This window comes from Myxococcales bacterium (assembly GCA_012517325.1).
Classification (GTDB): domain Bacteria; phylum Lernaellota; class Lernaellaia; order Lernaellales; family Lernaellaceae; genus JAAYVF01.
On record JAAYVF010000006.1, the window covers coordinates 142,642 to 159,902 of the forward strand.

General features: G+C 62.4%; 15 protein-coding genes. 10 read left to right on the forward strand and 5 right to left on the reverse strand.

The window, feature by feature from the left end; genetic code table 11:
* The first annotated feature begins 75 nt into the window (after positions 1-75).
* The 4 genes from GX444_01010 (at position 76) to GX444_01025 (ending at position 4,199) form a co-directional block, all read left to right on the forward strand.
* Positions 76-1,071, forward strand: a complete 996-nt coding sequence (locus GX444_01010) for a hypothetical protein (GenBank protein NLH47161.1) — start codon at positions 76-78, stop codon at positions 1,069-1,071.
* A gap of 24 nt (positions 1,072-1,095) precedes the next feature.
* A complete protein-coding gene (locus GX444_01015; protein ID NLH47162.1) occupies positions 1,096-2,481 on the forward strand; it encodes a PhoH family protein in 1,386 nt (461 codons plus the stop codon).
* Positions 2,482-2,588: 107 nt separating this feature from the next.
* The gene (locus GX444_01020; GenBank protein ID NLH47163.1) at positions 2,589-3,128 is read left to right on the forward strand and encodes a cob(I)yrinic acid a,c-diamide adenosyltransferase; all 540 of its coding nucleotides are present in this window, start codon (positions 2,589-2,591) and stop codon (positions 3,126-3,128) included.
* A gap of 3 nt (positions 3,129-3,131) precedes the next feature.
* Positions 3,132-4,199, forward strand: a complete 1,068-nt coding sequence (locus GX444_01025; GenBank protein NLH47164.1) for a carotenoid 1,2-hydratase — start codon at positions 3,132-3,134, stop codon at positions 4,197-4,199.
* Between the two features lie 24 nt (positions 4,200-4,223).
* Here GX444_01025 and GX444_01030 read toward each other — a convergent pair whose 3' ends face one another.
* On the reverse strand, positions 4,224-5,192 hold the full coding sequence (locus GX444_01030; GenBank protein ID NLH47165.1) for a KpsF/GutQ family sugar-phosphate isomerase: 969 nt from the start codon (positions 5,190-5,192) through the stop codon (positions 4,224-4,226).
* Between the two features lie 9 nt (positions 5,193-5,201).
* Positions 5,202-5,981: a 3-deoxy-manno-octulosonate cytidylyltransferase gene (gene kdsB, locus GX444_01035; protein ID NLH47166.1), complete on the reverse strand. Its 780-nt coding sequence runs from the start codon at positions 5,979-5,981 to the stop codon at positions 5,202-5,204.
* 162 nt (positions 5,982-6,143) lie between these two features.
* Here kdsB and GX444_01040 point away from each other — a divergent pair, with 162 nt between their 5' ends.
* The 4 genes from GX444_01040 to GX444_01055 are packed head-to-tail and all read left to right on the forward strand — an operon-like array spanning position 6,144 to position 10,065.
* Complete coding sequence (locus GX444_01040; GenBank protein NLH47167.1) at positions 6,144-6,956, forward strand: geranylgeranylglyceryl phosphate synthase family protein; 813 nt, start codon at positions 6,144-6,146, stop codon at positions 6,954-6,956.
* Between the two features lie 19 nt (positions 6,957-6,975).
* A complete protein-coding gene (locus tag GX444_01045) occupies positions 6,976-8,292 on the forward strand; it encodes a B12-binding domain-containing radical SAM protein (GenBank protein ID NLH47168.1) in 1,317 nt (438 codons plus the stop codon).
* The gene (locus tag GX444_01050) at positions 8,289-9,032 is read left to right on the forward strand and encodes an isoprenylcysteine carboxylmethyltransferase family protein (GenBank protein NLH47169.1); all 744 of its coding nucleotides are present in this window, start codon (positions 8,289-8,291) and stop codon (positions 9,030-9,032) included. The genes GX444_01045 and GX444_01050 overlap by 4 nt, the downstream gene beginning before the upstream one ends.
* Positions 9,010-10,065: a hypothetical protein gene (locus tag GX444_01055; protein ID NLH47170.1), complete on the forward strand. Its 1,056-nt coding sequence runs from the start codon at positions 9,010-9,012 to the stop codon at positions 10,063-10,065. Before GX444_01050 ends, GX444_01055 begins: the two co-directional genes overlap by 23 nt.
* Before the next feature lie 13 nt (positions 10,066-10,078).
* On the opposite strand, the gene GX444_01060 is transcribed toward GX444_01055, so the two are convergent.
* Entirely contained in the window at positions 10,079-11,431 is a 1,353-nt protein-coding gene (locus GX444_01060) for a B12-binding domain-containing radical SAM protein (protein ID NLH47171.1), read from the reverse strand.
* A 122-nt stretch (positions 11,432-11,553) separates the two neighbouring features.
* Between GX444_01060 and GX444_01065 the strand changes: the two genes are divergently transcribed.
* Together GX444_01065 and GX444_01070 are read left to right on the forward strand one after the other, a co-directional pair.
* A complete protein-coding gene (locus GX444_01065) occupies positions 11,554-13,026 on the forward strand; it encodes a hypothetical protein (protein NLH47172.1) in 1,473 nt (490 codons plus the stop codon).
* On the forward strand, positions 13,027-14,355 hold the full coding sequence (locus tag GX444_01070; protein ID NLH47173.1) for a B12-binding domain-containing radical SAM protein: 1,329 nt from the start codon (positions 13,027-13,029) through the stop codon (positions 14,353-14,355).
* A gap of 9 nt (positions 14,356-14,364) precedes the next feature.
* Here GX444_01070 and GX444_01075 read toward each other — a convergent pair whose 3' ends face one another.
* Complete coding sequence (locus tag GX444_01075; GenBank protein ID NLH47174.1) at positions 14,365-15,684, reverse strand: B12-binding domain-containing radical SAM protein; 1,320 nt, start codon at positions 15,682-15,684, stop codon at positions 14,365-14,367.
* Between the two features lie 103 nt (positions 15,685-15,787).
* On the reverse strand, positions 15,788-17,185 hold the full coding sequence (locus tag GX444_01080) for a TolC family protein (GenBank protein ID NLH47175.1): 1,398 nt from the start codon (positions 17,183-17,185) through the stop codon (positions 15,788-15,790).
* Positions 17,186-17,261 lie beyond the last annotated feature (76 nt).

A 17,261-nucleotide genomic window follows, 5' to 3' on the forward strand; every position in this document is an offset into this window, starting at 1 on the left:
ACAATTGCAGGCCTCCGGAGGCCGTGCTAACTTGCTGCAAATTCCACCGGCGCGCGGTGGTCTGGAGGATCGGCAATGCTCTGGAAAAAACTAGCTATTTTCATTTTTTTCGCCATTTTCACCTTAAGCCTGGCCGCCTGTTCCTGGACGCAGTACCAGGGCGCGTTGGACCGTACGGCCAGCCCGCCGGCCCTGAATCTGGCGGAGATCCCGGCCTTCGACTACGATCGGGCGACGCCCGACATCGCCGCCGAGGTCAAGGAAAACAAACAGAACTACCAGGTTTATTTCGTTAAAATCCGCAAAAACGACTTTTCGCTGCGCAGTAAAAACGCGCGGGCCTTCTATTTCGAACAGAAGACCGCGCCGGGTGAAAAACGGCCGCTTTTGATCTGCCTGCCGCCGACCGGCGGGCCGATCGAACTGGCCAAGGGCTTTGCCGAGTATTACGCCCAACAGGGCTTCCATACGATCACGTTCTACCGGCGCGAGATGTTCTTCAACCCGAAAAAGGATTTGGAATACAACGTCAACCTGATCCGCCAATCGGTGATCGACGTGCGGCGGGCGCTCGATTATCTCGCCCAGAAGCCCAATGTGGACATGGATCGCGTCGCCGTCATGGGCGTCAGCCTGGGCGGGATCATCGCCAGCCTGGTCAGCGAGGCCGACGGGCGGGTCAAGGCGACCGCCATGCTCGTTTCCAGCGGCAATCTGCCCAAGATCATGGCCACCTCGCAATACGGCCGGGTGGCGCGCCTGCGCAACGGCCTGATGGAACAATACAAGCTGGGCTGCCGGGAGGAACTGATCAACTACGCCCGGCAATCGATGGCGGTGGTCGACCCGATCACCTACGCCGACCGTCTCGATCCGGCGCGGGTGCTGATGATCAACGGCTACCAGGACAACATCATCAAAATCTCGGCCGCCGAGGATACCTGGCGGGCGATGGGCCAGCCGGAATGGCGCACCTTGCCGGTCGGTCACTACAGTTCGTTTATTTTGATCGGGCAAGCCAAGCGGTGGACGCTGGCGCATTTTCGGAAGGTGCTGGGCCTGCCCTCGTAGCGATTCGCGAAAGGAAACTCGACCATGCGCAAAACTTTTGTGCTGGACACCAACGTCTTTCTACACAATCCGCGCGCCTTGTTCCTGTTCGAGGACAACAATCTGGTCATCCCGATCACCGTGATCGAGGAAATCGATAAATTCAAAAAGGACTTCAGCGAGATCGGGCGCAACGCGCGCCTGACCAGCCGCTTTCTCGACGAACTGCGCACCAGGGGCGACCTGGTCAAAGGCGTCCCGCTCGATTCGGGCGGCACGGTGCAGGTGGACATCGGCGCCTATTCCGATCCGGACATCGGCAACGTGCTGATCGAAAGCAACGCCGACCGGCGGATTTTGCAGTCCGCTCTGCACACCAAGAAAACGCTGGTCCAGGGCGGCCGGAGCGCGCCGGTCATCCTGGTCACCAAGGACACCAACCTGCGCATCAAAGGGCACGCCCTGGGCCTGGACGTCGAGGACTTCGAAAACGCCAAGGTCAATATCGACGAGTTGTATTCCGGCCGGATGGATCTCAAAGTCCCGCCCGCCCTGATCAACCGTATCTATCAAGAATCCGAGATCGACCTCGAAACGATCCGGCAGATCGTCAAGCAGCAGCAACCGACCGCGCCCGACAACGGCGACGGCGAGGGCCGGATCTACGCCAACCAATTTCTGCAACTGCTCGACGAAACCAACGAAAAGACCGGCGCCCTGGCGCGAGTGGACCCGCTTTGCCAGAAGATCGAACTGCTGCGCAAAACGAAGCACTCGATTTTCAACATCAATTATCGGAATCGCGAGCAATGCTTCGCCTTCGACCTTTTGCAGGACGACCGCATCCGGCTGGTCACCCTGGTCGGCATGGCCGGCACCGGGAAAACCCTGCTGGCGCTGGCGGCCGGCCTGCACAAGGTCATCAACGAGAACATCTACCAGCGATTGCTGGTCAGCCGGCCGATCTATCCGCTCGGGCGCGAGCTCGGGTTCCTCCCGGGCGATCTCGACGAAAAGTTGCGCCCGTGGATGCAACCGATTTTCGACAACCTCGAATTCCTGCTGGCCAGCCCGACCGACAAGGCGCAGCAATATACCTTGCTCAACGACTACCTCGACGACGGCCGCATCGAACTGGAGGCGCTGACCTACATTCGCGGGCGCTCGATCCCGAACGTGTTTTTGCTGATCGACGAGGCGCAGAACCTGACGCCGCACGAGATCAAGACCACGATCACCCGCGCCGGCGAAGGCACCAAGATCGTCCTGACCGGCGATCCGTACCAGATCGACAACCCGTATCTCGACTCCAATTCCAACGGCCTGACCTATGTGGTGGAACGCCTGAAGGGGCAGTCGATCGCGGGACACGTCACCCTGGTGAAGGGCGAGCGCAGCCCGTTGGCCGAACTGGCGGCCAAGGTGCTGTAGCGAGGCGCCCGAAACCTCCATTGTCAGGGAAGCCGAGTCCCGGTAAAACACTCATTCAAACGATTCCTCCCTCCGGCCGCGCGGCCGGCAAGGAAAGGAGCTGGGCCATGGCCAATGAGTTGCTGGGTAAAGGCTATCTTCAGGTTTATACCGGCAACGGCAAAGGCAAGACGACCGCCGCGCTCGGCCTGGCGTTTCGGGCCTGGGGGCGAGGCTTGCGCACCTATATCGGCCAGTTTATGAAAGGGCAGTTTTATGCCGAACTGTCGGCCGCCGAGCGGACCGGCGGCGCGGTCACGATCGAACAATACGGCAAGGATACGTTGATTCACGTGACCAATCCGCCCGCCCCGGAAGACGTTGCCATGGCGCAGGCGGGGCTGGAAAAATTGCGCCAGGCGCTGGCGAGCGGAAAATACGATCTGGTGGTGGCCGATGAAATCAATACGGCTCATTTTTTTCACCTGGTCACCGTCGCGGAAATGAAAGACCTGGCGGCCCGCCGTCCCGCCGGCGTGGAACTGATTTTCACCGGCCGGTACTGCCCGGCGGAGATCACGGCGCTGGCCGATCTGGTTACCGAGATGCAAGAGACCAAACATTACTACCGGGACGGCGTTCCGGCCCGAGACGGCATCGAGCGATAAAATATGCGCGCTTTAAAATTATTTGCTCCCCTGATCGCGATTCCGGTTTTGGCTTTGATCGGCCTGGCCATCTGGTTGGCGTTCGGCGACCGCGTCGCGGGTTCGGCGAAGGATTGGCAGCTCTTTCAGGATCAAAAGGACCCGGTCTGGAACAACCGACCGACGCTGGCGGACGCGACCGAGGGCGAGAAGGACGCGTTTGATTTCACCCGCAATCACATGGAATTTCCGCAGGAATGGTGGTATTTCAACGTTCACCTGATGGACGAGAAAGACCGCCGCTACGGCTTGATGATCGCTTTTCTGAAGACCGGTCAGATTCTCGGCTCACTGACCCTGGTCCGGCACGAAAAACATTTTTCGATGCAACAACCCGGCCTGGTGGAACTGAACCCGGAAACGCTGACCGTCGCCGGGCCTTCGACCACGTTGCGCCAGTTGGACCCGGGCAAGTACGAGTACGAATTCGCGCTGGAGCATCCGCTGGCCGAGATCAAACTCAAAATGAAGGCCAACAAGAAACCGTTGCCGGTCGGCGGCGCCGGCCTGATCGACATGGGGCCGGGCGGCGAGAGCTATTATTACTCGCTGACCAACCTGTCGGTGGAAGGCGAAGGCGAGATTCGCGGCAGCAAGGTCAAATTGCAGGGCAAGGGATGGATGGATCATCAATGGGGCAATTGGAACGACCGCGATTTCGACCAATGGCACTGGTATTCGATCCAACTGGCCGATCAGACCGAAATCATGATCTTCGAGTTCCGCCGCCACAGCAAAATGCTCAATCCCGTTTGCGACATCTACTATCCCGACGGCACGACCAAGCACAATCTGCCGTTTACGATCAGTTCGCTCGGCAGTTGGGTCAGCCCACGCACCACGCGGAGTTGGTCGGTCGGCTGGCGCATCCGCCTGCCCAGCGAGGAGTTGGACCTGCAAGTGCTCCCCGACCAGGAAGATCAGGAAGTGACGGACGCCTTGTGGGAAGGGGTTTGCCACGTCGAAGGTACGCGGAATATGAAACCGATCGCCGGCCTGGCCTTCTACGAGGCACGGCACCGCACCTGGTAGGAAAATCCCCCGCGTCCCTTCGCGTTAAATGATACCCGCCTTGAGCAGGTCGTGCAGGTGGATCACGCCGATGATGCGGTCCTCGGCCGGCGCCTCGTAAACCAGCAGCACGCTGACCAGATGCTGTTCCATCAGGTGCGCGGCGCGCGAGGCCAGGGCGTCGGCGGCGACTTTTTTCGGCGTCGTGGTCATGACCCGGCGCGCGGGCAGGGTGGAAAAATCGCCGAATTTTTGCAGCGCCCGCCGCAAATCGCCGTCGGTGATGATCCCCGCCAGGCGGCCTTCGCCGTCGACGACGATGGTCGTGCCCAGGCGTTTGGCGCTCATCTCCAGCAACACTTCGGTCATCGGCTGTTCCAACCCGACCTGCGGCAGCTCGGCCCCTTGGTGCATCAGGTCGTGCACTTTGGTGAGCAGTCGCTTGCCCAGCGTGCCGGCCGGATGGACCCGCGCGAAATCCTCCGCCGAGAAACCGCGCTGTTCGAGCAGCACGACCGCCAGCGCGTCGCCCATGGCGATTTGCGCGGTGGTGCTGGCCGTCGGCGCCAGGCCCAGCGGACAGGCTTCCTCGGCGACGCCGGTATCGAGTGTGACATCGGCGATCTGCGCCAGATGCGAGTTCGGCGCGCCCGTCATCGCGATGATCGGCACACCCAGGCGGCGCAGGCTGGGCAGCAGGGCGAGCACCTCGTTGGTTTCGCCGCTGTTGGAGATGACCAGCGTCACGTCCGATTTGTGCACGACCCCCAGATCGCCGTGCGCGGCTTCGGCCGCGTGCAGGAAGAAGGCGGGCGTTCCGGTGCTGGCCATGGTGGCGGCGATTTTCGCGCCGATCAGGCCGGACTTGCCCATGCCGATCACGACGGCCTTTCCCTGGCAGGCAAGGAGAATGTCCACCGCTCGCGTCAGGCTGTCGCCCAGGCGGGCGGCCATGGACTGAATGGCTTGCGCCTCGATCTGCAAAACCCGTTTGGCTCGTTCGTGTGAAGTCATGATGTTTTCCTACACCGCGCCGCTATCCGGGGCAAGCAGCCGCCGCACGGCGTCCAGATCGGCGGGCGTGTCGATGCTGATGGTCGCGTGGGGAGTGAGCGGACAGGCGATCGCCACCCCGCGCTCGAGGGCCCGCAATTGCTCCAGCCGCTCGACCTGTTCCAGCGCCGAAGGCGGCCAGGAGGCGTATTCCAACAGGAAATCGCGGCGGTAAACGTACAGACCCAGGTGTTTGTAATAAACGGGCAGCGGCCCGGCGTCGCCGACCGTCCAGCGGCCGTCGGCGACGGTGAAAATGTCGCGGGCGAAGGGGATCGGCGCGCGCGAGAAATAGATCGCCCGCTCGCGCGAATCGACCACGACTTTGACGCAGTTCGGGTTGAAAATCTCGTGGCGATCGGCGATGACGGCCCGCAAGGTGCCGAAGCGCAACGCCGGGTCCGCGAAAAACGGCGCGAGCGCGTCGTCGAGCATCCGCCCGTCGAACAGGGGCTCGTCGCCCTGTACATTGACAATCAGGTCGGCGTCCAGTCCGGCGGCGACCTCGGCGATGCGGTCGGTGCCGCTGACGTGATCGGCCCGGGTCAGGCGGACGGTTCCCCCGACGGCTTCCACCGCGTTGGCGATGCGGGTGTCGTCGGTCGCGACGATGGTCTGCGCCAGTCCCGGATGGCGGGCCACCCGCTCGTAGACATGGGCGATCATCGGGCGGCCGTGAATGTCGGCCAGGGGCTTCCCCGGCAGGCGGCTGCTGGCGTAGCGGGCGGGAATGACGGCAATAATTTTCATCGCGTTTTCGTCTCTTTGTTCACGACTGGCGGCAATCTAGCAAAACGGGGCCGGAATGCAACCCAAACGGTGCCGCGCCGGTTCGCCAGGAGAATTTATTTGACAGAAAACGCTTCCAAAGTTAAGAGGAATCATTTAGGATTTTCAAGGGAAAGCGGGAGAATGAAGCACGGTCGATTGCAAAATCTGTTCAGCCGATCCATGACGCATCGGAAGGTGCACTTCACTTCGTGCGACCCGGTCAAACACACGATTCGGCGGGTCCGGGAAGTGGTGGAAGCCGCCCTCGACGCGGGCACCGACGGTTTTCTGCTCGGCGGTTCGACGGGCGTCGACCGCGCGATGGTCGAACGCTACGGCCGCACCATCCGCGAGTGCCTGGACGAACGTTTCCCCGGCGATCCGGAGCGCCCCCCCTTGTTGCTTTTTCCTTCCAGTGCGGCTACCGGCCTTGCCGACGCGGCGGACGGTATCCTCTTTCTTTCGTTGCTCAATTCGAACGACGTGCGCTACCTGATTCGCGAACAGAGCGGCGCCGCGCCCTATCTGCCGGCCATCGGGCTGGCGCCGATCGGCTGCGGGATGATCATGTTCGAGCCGGGCGGCACGGCGGGCCGGATCGGTCATGCCGATTTGCTGCGTCCGGACGACTGGCAGACCGCGCTGGGTTACGCGGCCGCGGCGGCGGCGTTCGGCTTCGACACCGTTTACCTCAACGCGGGTAGCGGCAGCCCGCAGCCGATTCCGGCGGCGACGATCCGCCCGATCGCCGAAATCATCCGTAAGCCGCTCCTGGTCGGCGGCGGCCTCAAGGACGCCGATCAGGTCCGGGAAGCCGTCGCGGCCGGGGCGGATGTGATCGTCACCGGCACGGTGGTCGAGAACAATCCACGGGTCGGCGAAAGCCTGGCCGCCATCGTCCGGATCGTGCACGAGCAACCGCCGCGTTATCCGGCCGGGCTGCCGGACGTCTGAAGCGGGGAGGCCCATCGCCATGAAACTGACCCTGGTGGCGCCGGCGACCGACGTCTCCCGCCGCACCGGCCGGCGTCCGAAGGGCACCCCGTTCTTTCATTATTACAAGCTGGGCATCGCCACGCTGGCGGGCGCGACGCCGCCGGACATCGAGGTCGAGGCCGTCGACGAGATGGTCGATCTCTGGGATCCGCGCACGCATCCGACCGACGGGGTGGCGATCAGCGCGTTGACGGCCCTGGCGCCGCGGGCCTATCAGCTTGCCCGCACGCTGCGCGAGCGCGGCATCCCCGTCATCCTGGGCGGGATGCATCCGACCTTTCTTCCGGAGGAGGCCGGGCGGCATGCCGACGCCGTGGTGACCGGCGCGGGCGAATTGGTTTGGGAACAGGTCTGCCGCGATTGGCAGCGCGGGGCTTTGAAACCGGTTTATGCCGCGTGCCAAAACGACACCTCGATCCACGTTCCGCCGGCGCGGCGCGACATCTTCCGCAATCCGTTCTATCCGCCGCTCGACATCATTCAATTCTCGCGCGGTTGCGTGCACCGTTGCCGGTTCTGCTCGGTCAACGCGTTTTTCCGGGGGCGCTATCATTACCGGCCGATCGCGGAGGTGCGGGCGGAACTGGCCGGCTGCCGGCGCAAGCACCTGATGGTGGCCGACGACAACCTGTACGGCGACCGCGCATACTGCCTCGAAGTACTGGGCGCGCTGGCGCCGCTCGGCCGTTACCTCGGCATTCAGGGCACTGTCGATATGGCTTTTGACGGCGAGGTGATGGCGGCGGCGCGCGCGGCGAAGGTCGGCGCGGTGTTCGTCGGCATCGAAAGCGTCGTCACGGAATCGCTACGCGAGGCCGACAAGCTGCACAATCAAATCGAACGCTACGCCGAGGCCATCGCTTCGTTTCACCGGCACGGGATTTTCGTCGAAGGCGGGCTGATGTTCGGCTTCGATCACGACGAGCCCGACGTGTTCCGGCGGACGCTCGATTTCGTCGACCGCATCGACCTGGACGTGGCGCAGGTGGCGATTGTCACGCCGATGCCCGGCACGCGGCTGTTCGCCGAACTGGACGCGGCCGGCCGCCTCACCGACCGCGATTGGGCGCATTACGACTGCAACAACGTCGTTTACCGGCCGGCACGAATGACGCAGCTCGAACTGCTCAACGGCGTCGAATGGTTCCGGCGCGAATTCTACCGGCGGCGCGCTATCGCCCGGCGGGCATGGAAAGGCCGGCGCTGGTTCGACCTGACGACGCTGGCCACCCAGGCGGCCCTGAACCTCGGGTTCCGCCGCAACCACCAACTGGGATTGGATTACCCGCCATGAAACAGGGACAGACCGCGTCCGCCAAATGGTGCTTCACGCACCGGGTCGAACTGGCCAGCCTGATCGGCGTCGTCGGCTTTTTCTTTTTCCCGTGGTTTCCGCAATCGCTGCTGCGGCTCACGGCCGATCTTTTATCGTCTCGCCCGGAGGGTTTGATCCGCCTGGGTTACGTGCTGCTGGCGATTCTCAACCTGCTGGCCTCGGCCCTGCGGATTTGGGCCGGCGGCACGCTGGGCGGCGCCCGCATGATGGCGGTGCAGGTGCAGACCAACGCCATGATCACCGCGGGGCCCTACTCGCGTGTCCGCAATCCGATTTATCTCGCCGATATTCTGACGCTGGCGGGGATGGGGCTGGTCGTGCCGCCGCCGGGCTCGTTGGTCGTCTGGCTGCTGCTGGTTTACGTTTACCCGCGGATCATGTCCTACGAGGAAGAAAGCCTGGGCCGGGCGCTCGGCGAACCTTACCTGGAGTATCAGCGGCGCGTGGCGCGACTCGACTGGAGTTTCCGGCCGCTCGTGCCGCCGACCACGGGCGTATTTTCCTGGCGCGAAGGACTGCTCAACAATTTCATTTACCTGCCGCTGGTGCCGGGCTTTCTGGTGTGCGCGCTGACGGGCGTCTTGTGGCACGGCGTGCTGGTCGGCGCCGCCGGGCCGCTGGGCTGGGTCGGCCTGCATTTCTGGCGGAACTTCAAAAAAGACGGATTGACGCGTGATGGCCGCAAGCAAACCGATTGAGGTCGCCGTCGTCGGCGCGGGCCCGGCCGGCTGCGTGTTGGCCCATCGGCTCGCGGCGGGCGGCGCCGGCGTCGCCCTTTTCGATCCGTCCCATCCCCGCGAGAAAGTGTGCGCCGGCGGTATCGGCGCCCGCGCCCGGGAAATGTTTCCCGAACTGGAGGAACTGGTTCCGCTCGGCCGACAGGGAACCGGCCTGCGCCTGGTCGGCCCGTCGGGCGGCATGTTACAGGTCTCCGGCGAGGGTAAAACATTCGCGATCGATCGCCTGATCCTCGACCGGTTTCTCCTGGACCGGGCGATTGCCGCCGGGGCCGAATGGCACGCGTTGAAAGTGACCGACATCCGGCGATCCACCGACGGATTCACGCTCGTCGCCGGCAACCGGTCCTGGCCGGTGCGCGTGCTGGTCGGCGCGGACGGCGTTTTTTCCCTGGTGCGGAAAACGTTTCTCGGCCACATCCCCAAGCGTCATCGGGCGTTCGGTGCGCACGTGCTGGTCGACCGGCTCGATCCGCCTTCGGCCTTGCTGAAATTTTTCGGCGACCGGCGCGGCTACGCCTGGGTATTCAACCGGCGCGACCGCTCGTCGGTCGGCGTGGGGTTGCCTGATTCCCATCGGCGCGATTGGCGGGAAATCCTGGCGCGTTTCTTCGCCGAACAAGCGCCGGGTCGGCCGTTGCCGCGACTTCTCGCCTGGTCGCTGCCACAAGCCTCCGGCCGTGATTTTTTCAAGCTGCCGACCGGCGGCGACGATTGGCTACTCATCGGCGACGCGGCGGGGCACGTCGATCCGCTGACCGGCGAGGGCATCTGGTACGCCATGTGGGACGGCTGCCTGGCCGCCGAGGCGATTCTCGCCGGTCAGCCGTCCTTTTATGAAAACAGTTGGCGCGACGCCTATCTGGAGCGCTTCGAATTGCACCTGCGGTTCGCCTCGCTGCTGGAGCGCGGCCGGCTGTTGGATCTGCTGTTCGCCCTGGGCCGGTTTCCGGCGGTGGGCTCGCGGTTGTTTTCGTTGATCGGCGGGAAATAGACCGGCCGGCTTTTCAAACCCGTGGCGGCATTTGCCGGCGGGCATCCTTCCGAAACAAAACGAGGTTGTTGGTGAACACCAGGCTGGTCGCCAGAAAGTCGGGAATCAGCGAACCCCGGCGCGGCAACGGCGGCGGCAGGAAGCGCCGGGCAATCGCCGGCAGCGTGGTGATTTTGCGGCAGGCCTCCCAATAGAGTTGGGTCAGCCGCTCGGGCGAAATGTTTTTCGGCCGATAGACACAGGTGTAGGAGTCGTACCGCGACCAGTCGGTGGTCAGCAGCCGGTCTTCCGCCCGCAGGCGCTGAAAGAGCGGAGTGCCGGGAAACGGCGTCAGCAGGTACAGCGAGATCATCGGGATTTTTTCCGCCAGCATGAAGCGCACGTTCTCGGCGATCGATTGCTCGGTGTCGTTCTCGAAGCCGATGATCATCCCCGCCAACACGATCACGCTGTGACGGCGGTAGCGGCCGATCAATTCGCGATACCGGCTCGGGTGATTGACGCATGATTTGTTCACCGCCGCGAGGTTTTCCTCGCTGACGTTTTCGATCCCGCAGACCGCCATCTGAAAGCCGCTGCGCGCCGCCAGGCGCAGCAGTTCCTCGTCCGCCGCGAATTCGAGGTTGAGCTGCGCCGACCAGGAAACGTCGAGCGGAATCAAGGCTTCGAACAACGCCCGCGCGTACTGCTTGTCGGCGGCGAGGTTGTCGTCCACGAAAAAAATGTAACGGCTGGTCCGCCGGATGGCGCGCACGTCCTCGAGCACCTCGGCGACGGGCCGGTGGCGGTACGACTTGCCGTAGATTTGCGTCACCGTGCAGAAATCGCAGCGATGCGGGCAGCCGCGCGTCGTCTGGACCGGTCGCAGCAGGGTGTAGTAACGGTTGTTGCCGATCAAGTCGAAACGCGGCGCGGCCAGGTTTTGCAGCGAATGAAAACCCGCGGCCCGGTACCGCGGCTGCAAGCCGCCGCCGGTCGCGTCCGCCAACACCTGCCGCCAGAGATCCTCCGCTTCGCCCAGCACGATCGCATCGGCATGGGCGGCGGCCTCGTCGGGATTCAGCGTAACGTGCGCGCCGCCGAGGATCACTGGTGTGCCCCGCGAGCGGAAATGATCGGCGATTTGATAGGCGCGCGGCGCCCGCTGCGTCAGGACGCTCAAGGCCACGACATCGGCGGGCTCCAGGCCGCTGACCGGCGCCAGCGCGTCGATTTGGATTGCGATGTCCCATTCCGGTGGCGTCAGTCCGGCCAGGTACGGCAGGGTCAGGGTGCGCATGCCTTCGCGGTTCAGACGCGCCGGCATGCCGTTGGCCAGCAACCTGGTCGGCTCGATGAGCAGTAAGCGGGAGCGGGCAACCGACATTTAGTCTCCATTGGGGATGATTCGCGCCGGAATTCTTTTGCTACTATAATTTCCATTGAATAGAATTGACAATAGTTAAGGGAATCGGTATGAAAATAACGGGGGCAGAAAAGGTCGCAAAGGTGCAGGTTTCTTCGCGGGCCGTATTGTGGGCGGTGGGCTGTTTATGCCTGTTGTTCGCGCTGTTTCCGCCCGCCACGCCGGCCGCCGCCGAGTCCGTCCACGGAAAATTCTGGATCGATCAAGGGCAGCAGATGCTGCATGTCTGGGGCACGCCCTATGAAATGGGCTACGCGCACGGTTATTTCCTCGGCCCCCAAATCCTGGAACTGATGTCCGTCTATACATTTCCGCCGGAAGGCTTCGGCACCTGGCTGTACGACCTGGCGCGCTCGTTCATTTGCAACACGTTCGATTTCACCGACCCGGAATTGATGGACGAAGTGCGCGGCATGCTCGACGGCATGATCGCCGGCGGCGTCGAATCCTACGTGGAGGTGCTGGGCCGCGAACTCGATGTGCTGGACCTGCTCACATTCAACGGCCTGAACGACATCAACGCGCTGCGTTGCGCCTCGCTGATCGGCTGGGGCGACGCGACGCTCGCCGACCCCGAACTGAACGGCCAACCGGCCTTCGTGCACAACTCCGATTTCGGCGACGAAACCCGGGAAGCGCCGTTTCTGATCGCTCAACGGTCGCTGGTCATTTCCTACACGCCCAGCGATCCCGAGCGACAGCGCTTCCTCACGATCGGCAATCCCGGTACACTCGGCGCGGCGGTGGCGCTCAACGAGAGCGGCGTGGCGGTGGGGCTCAATCTGGGGATGGCCCTGAACCACAATCCCGACCCCGATCTGGACCCGAAACCCACGCTAGAAGGTTGGACTTCTCGTCAGGCGCTGAGTCGCCGCGACGCCGACGGCGACGGAGCTTACACGATCGAGGATTATTTCCTTTTACTCGAAAACACCTATCAATTCGGCTCCACGATCAATCACGTCATCGGCCCGCGCGCCGCGAGCGATCCGCCCGCCGCGGCGCTGGAAATCAGCAACACCGCCCGGAGCATGCGTTACCCGGCGGACGATCCCAATCTGGCCCCCGATATTTTCATGATCCTCAATTGGGAAGACGTGCTGGTGCCGGAACGCAACGAACACAACGAGGAACGCTATCAGATCGCGATCGACGCCATTTTGAACACTTACCAGCGGAATCTGACGCTGGCCAATTTATGGGATTTTCTTTACCTGATGCAGGTCGACAACACGGGATGCAAGACGATGCAGTCGATGGTGATCCTGCCGGAAACCGGACGGTTCGCGCTGGCGATCTCCGATGTGGACTCGCTGGCGCCTTCCAAAGAACCGGTCTGGCACGATTTCGCCGAATTGTTCCCGCCGTATGCCGTCTCGCCGTCTCCGGCCGCCGCTTGGATCGATTTGCATCCGGACGACGATGACAATGACGGGGATGACGATACCGTCGGCGACGACGATTCCGCGGGAAACGGAACCGACGACGATACGCCTGGCAATCCCGCCCCCGATGACGATGAGGACGACCAGGATGACAGAGGAGGGTGCATCTGAATGAAGAAGAAAATGTTGCTGGTGTTGCCGAGCCATTATCAGCGCGACGGCAGTCTGATCACGGTGAAAAAAGCCTCGTTGAATTTGAATCTGAGCCTGCCGACGCTGGCCGGATTGACGCCGGCGGATCGCTTCGAGATGCGTATTCTCAACGACTACGTGCATCCCGTCGATCCCGATACCGAGGCCGACCTGGTGGCGATCACCACGCTGACCACCACCGCGCAACGCGCCTACGATCTGGCCGATCAGTTCCGCGCCCGCGGCAAGACGGTCGTGCTGGGCGGCTATCACGTCTGGGCTTTTCCGGAGGAAGCGGCGCATCACGCCGACGCGATCGCGGTCGGCGAGGCCGAGGATATCTGGCCGCAGATCGCCGACGACTATCTGGCCGGCCGGTTGCGCGACCGCTATATCGCGCCGGGGCCGGCCGAACTGGCCGGGCGGCCCGCGCCGCGTTACGACCTGGTGAACATCAAGGATTACAAGGTCGAGGTCTATCCGGTGGAATCCAGCCGCGGCTGCCCGTTCCATTGCGATTATTGCGCCGTCACCGCGTTTCACGGCGGACGGCACCGGTTGCGGCCGCTCGCGGAGGTGCTGCGCAACATCCAGGCGACCGGCAGCCGTTACATCGCCTTTACCGACGACAACATCGTGGCGGACAAGGACTATGCGCGCGAGCTGTTCAAGGCCCTGATCCCGCTGAAAATCCGCTGGATGGCGCAAAGCACCATGCTGCTGGCCGACGACACCGATTTGATCCGGCTGGCGGCGGAAAGCGGCCTGCGCTTCGCGTGGATCGGCGTCGAATCGATCAGCCCGCGCGCGCTCAGCGAGGTACACCGCAAAATCAATCAGGTGCAGGAGTTCGAACGCCGAATCGCCGAGTTCAACGCCAACGGCATCCTGGTCGGCGCGAACATCATCTTCGGCTTCGATCAGGACACGAAGGAAACGTTCCGCGAAACCTACGACTTTCTCATTCGCAACAAGGTCTTTCCGTTCCTCTACATCCTCACGCCGGTGCCGGGCACGAAGGTCTACCAGCGCATGAAGGAGGACGGCCGCCTGCTGACCACCGACTGGTCGCGCTATACCGGTTACGAGACGGTTTATCGGCCGGTCAATTTCACGCCGGAGGAATTGGATGACTTGTATTTCAGCACGCTCGCCGACCTGTTCACCTTCAAGAACAACGTGCACCGCAGCGCGGCGAAAGTCCGCTTGCGCAACCTGAAAGAGGATTTTTTCATTCAGTTGGGCGCGTTCGTGGTCGGCAGCCAGGTCGGCTACGCCGCTCGCCATCGCATCCCGGACTACTGGTAGAGCGCGGCATTAAAAATAGGGCAGAATCCCGCGCTGCAGGTTGTAGCGCACGGCCAGGCTGTTGATCGCCACCGCCACTTGGGTCATGAACGAACCCCACGGACGTTTGATTGACAAGCCGTGATAGAAGCGCCGGGCGATGAACGGCAGGTCGTAGCACTTCCGGTAGAAATCCATGAACTGGCGGTCGAGTTCCGGGGGTGTGAAGCCCTTCGGCCGAAAGACGGTCTGGTAGGACGTGTAGCGCCAATAATCCTTGTGGAGCAGGCGGCCGTCCTTTTCCATGCGGTCGTACAGCCGCGTGCCGGGATACGGCGTGAGAATGTACGGGTTGACCATGAAGCAATTGCGCCGCACGAAATCGAAGGTCCGCGTAAAGGTCTCCGGCGTGTCGTTGTCGAAGCCGAACATCAGGTTCGTGCAGACCGTGATGCCGTATTTTTTGAAGAGCTTCGTCTTGGCGACGTACTCGTCCACCTGATTGACATTCTTCTTGCCGACCGCTTCCAGGTTTTGCTTGTCCAGCGTCTCGATGCCGATCACGGCATAGCGATAGCCGCTGCGCGCCGCAAGAGCCAGCACCCGCTCGTCGTCGGCCAGGCGGATCGACACTTGGCTCATCCAGAAGATTTTCAACGGGATCAGGGCGGAGTACAGCTCCGCGGAGTATTCCAGCTTACCGGCGATGTTGTCGTCGACGAAGCCGATGAACCGGCTGCCGGACGCCCGGATGTCGCGCGCGACCTCATCGACCGGTCGGAAGCGGTACTTGTGGCCGTAAAACGTGGTGACCGAGCAGTAGTCGCAATTGTAAGGACAACCGCGCGTGCTCTCGGCCGGAAAGACGTTGTTGAGGTATTTTTTCTGATCGATCAGATCGTAGCGCGGCACCGGCTGGTTTTTCATGTCGCACAGGCGGTCGGCCTGATAGACCGGCTGCAAGCGGCCGTGGCGGGCGTCGTCCAGCAGGCGTTCCCAAACCAGTTCGGCCTCGCCGACCACCACGGAATCGGCGTGGCGGCGGGTTTCCTCGGTGAACAGCGTGGGGTGAAAGCCGCCCAGCACGACCTTCTTGCCGTTTTCGCGGAAACGCCGGGCGATTTCGTATCCGCGTTGCGAATGCAGCGTCGTCAGCGTGATGCCGACCAAATCGTAATCTCCTTGATAGTCGATTTCGTCGGTGTACTCGTTGGCGATTTCGATCTGCCAGTCGCGCGGCGTCATGCCGGCGAGCAGGTAGACGGACAGGGGGATCAAAAACGCTTTTTTTCGGCGGAGCGGCGTTCCATCGTCCTGCAATTGCGCCGCGCTGACCAAGAGCAGTTTCATCGATGCTCTCCCCATGCGATTGAAATGCATTGTCGTAAAGATAACAGAAATCGCCCCGCGGGTATAGGCGAAAGAGGCCTGTGGCGGTAGGACGAAGGGCCGTTTATTTGCCGACGGCCCGCTCCAACCGGGCGTGCGAGAGGTTCAGGTTGTAAAGGCTTTGCGCCAGGCCCAACCGGGCCAGGGTGACGCGGTTGCGGGCGTCGGTCATTTCCAATCGGGTGCCCAGGCCGTTGTCGAAGCGGATCGCCGACAGTTTGTAGGCCTGTTCGGCCACTTCGAGCGATTTGCGACTGGCGTCCACGATGCCTTCCTGGACCTTGGTTTCGTCGAACAGGCGGGAAATTTCCAAATCGATCGCGCGCGCGGTCTGCTGGTACTGCAATTTGGCGGTGCCGCGCTTGGCGGCCATTTGCTTCATCTGCCCGTAGGAGCGCAGGCCATCGAACAGCGGCACGTGCAGCGAGACGCCGAAGGAGAGCGTCGGCAGCATCTGGTCGTCGGGGTTTTCCGGATAAATCTGCTTGTCGGTGCCCCCCGAATAGGCGTAGGTGCCGTTGGCCTTCAGCGTGGGAAAGTACATCGCGCGGGAGATCTTGTAGGAGTAGTCGTACATTTCCTCTTGCAGTTGCAGGGCGCGCAGTTCCGCCCGCTGAATCTTGGCTTCGTTGAGCAGGGCGCCCTTCGTCGCGTCCAGCGTCCGGTAACTCAATTCGCCGGTGATTTCCACCTCGCGATCCAGCGGTTCGCCGATTGTGAAGAGCAGCGCCTGCAGGGCGGTCTGATATTGGCTTTGCGCCCGCAATAATTCCGGTTTGGCCGCCGCCAATTCGGATTCCACGAGGAGCAGATCGAATTTGCTCAATACGCCTTGCTGGGTTTTCGCGGCGGTGACGTCATAGGTTTCCTGGGTCAGTTGCAGATTCGATTCGGCGACCTTGACCGCTTCCCGCGCGAACAGGACGCCGAGGTAGGATTCTTTCGTCTGCGCGACCAGATCCTGCTGGGTGATCTGTTTTTGCTGTTTGGCCAGGTCGGTGTAGACGCCACCCAGGCGGATCGCGTTGGTCACCTTGCCGAAGGTGAACAGGTTTTGCTCGGCGACCAGCCGGAAATCCCATTCGTGACTGTTGTAGAAATAGGATTTCGTCGGCGAAAGCGGCGGCGCGTTGAATTGCGCGAGGATCGGGTTGAGGAAGGTCATGTCCACCATCGTGTACGGCCGTTCCAGATAGCGGGTGTAGCTTGCGTTGCCGCTGATTTGCGGGAAGGCGTCGGCGGCGTAATAGGTGTAAGAGCCTTCCGCCTCGTCGATGGCCTGGTCGGCGATGCGCATCTGCTCGTTGTGGGCGAGGGCCAACTCAATCGCCTTTTCCATGCTGAGCTTGACGATCGCGGCCGTCGGCGGCTGGTCGTTGTTCTTCGCCTCTTGCGCCCGGCCGGATTGGGGCAGGATCAAAGCGTTCAGAATAATCAGCGAAAGCAGAATCGTTTTGCGCATGAAAATATCCTCATCACCCGGTGCATCGGTTGGATAGACAATAATCGCTTGCGGGGGCGAGTCAAGAAGGGAAATG

Coding starts and splice junctions, on each gene's coding strand:
- GX444_01010 (NLH47161.1), top strand. CDS start 76: ATGCTCTGGAAAAAACTAGCTATTTTCATTTTTTTCGCCATTTTCACC.
- GX444_01015 (NLH47162.1), top strand. CDS start 1,096: ATGCGCAAAACTTTTGTGCTGGACACCAACGTCTTTCTACACAATCCG.
- GX444_01020 (NLH47163.1), top strand. CDS start 2,589: ATGGCCAATGAGTTGCTGGGTAAAGGCTATCTTCAGGTTTATACCGGC.
- GX444_01025 (NLH47164.1), top strand. CDS start 3,132: ATGCGCGCTTTAAAATTATTTGCTCCCCTGATCGCGATTCCGGTTTTG.
- GX444_01030 (NLH47165.1), bottom strand. CDS start 5,192: ATGACTTCACACGAACGAGCCAAACGGGTTTTGCAGATCGAGGCGCAA.
- kdsB (NLH47166.1), bottom strand. CDS start 5,981: ATGAAAATTATTGCCGTCATTCCCGCCCGCTACGCCAGCAGCCGCCTG.
- GX444_01040 (NLH47167.1), top strand. CDS start 6,144: ATGAAGCACGGTCGATTGCAAAATCTGTTCAGCCGATCCATGACGCAT.
- GX444_01045 (NLH47168.1), top strand. CDS start 6,976: ATGAAACTGACCCTGGTGGCGCCGGCGACCGACGTCTCCCGCCGCACC.
- GX444_01050 (NLH47169.1), top strand. CDS start 8,289: ATGAAACAGGGACAGACCGCGTCCGCCAAATGGTGCTTCACGCACCGG.
- GX444_01055 (NLH47170.1), top strand. CDS start 9,010: ATGGCCGCAAGCAAACCGATTGAGGTCGCCGTCGTCGGCGCGGGCCCG.
- GX444_01060 (NLH47171.1), bottom strand. CDS start 11,431: ATGTCGGTTGCCCGCTCCCGCTTACTGCTCATCGAGCCGACCAGGTTG.
- GX444_01070 (NLH47173.1), top strand. CDS start 13,027: ATGAAGAAGAAAATGTTGCTGGTGTTGCCGAGCCATTATCAGCGCGAC.
- GX444_01075 (NLH47174.1), bottom strand. CDS start 15,684: ATGAAACTGCTCTTGGTCAGCGCGGCGCAATTGCAGGACGATGGAACG.
- GX444_01080 (NLH47175.1), bottom strand. CDS start 17,185: ATGCGCAAAACGATTCTGCTTTCGCTGATTATTCTGAACGCTTTGATC.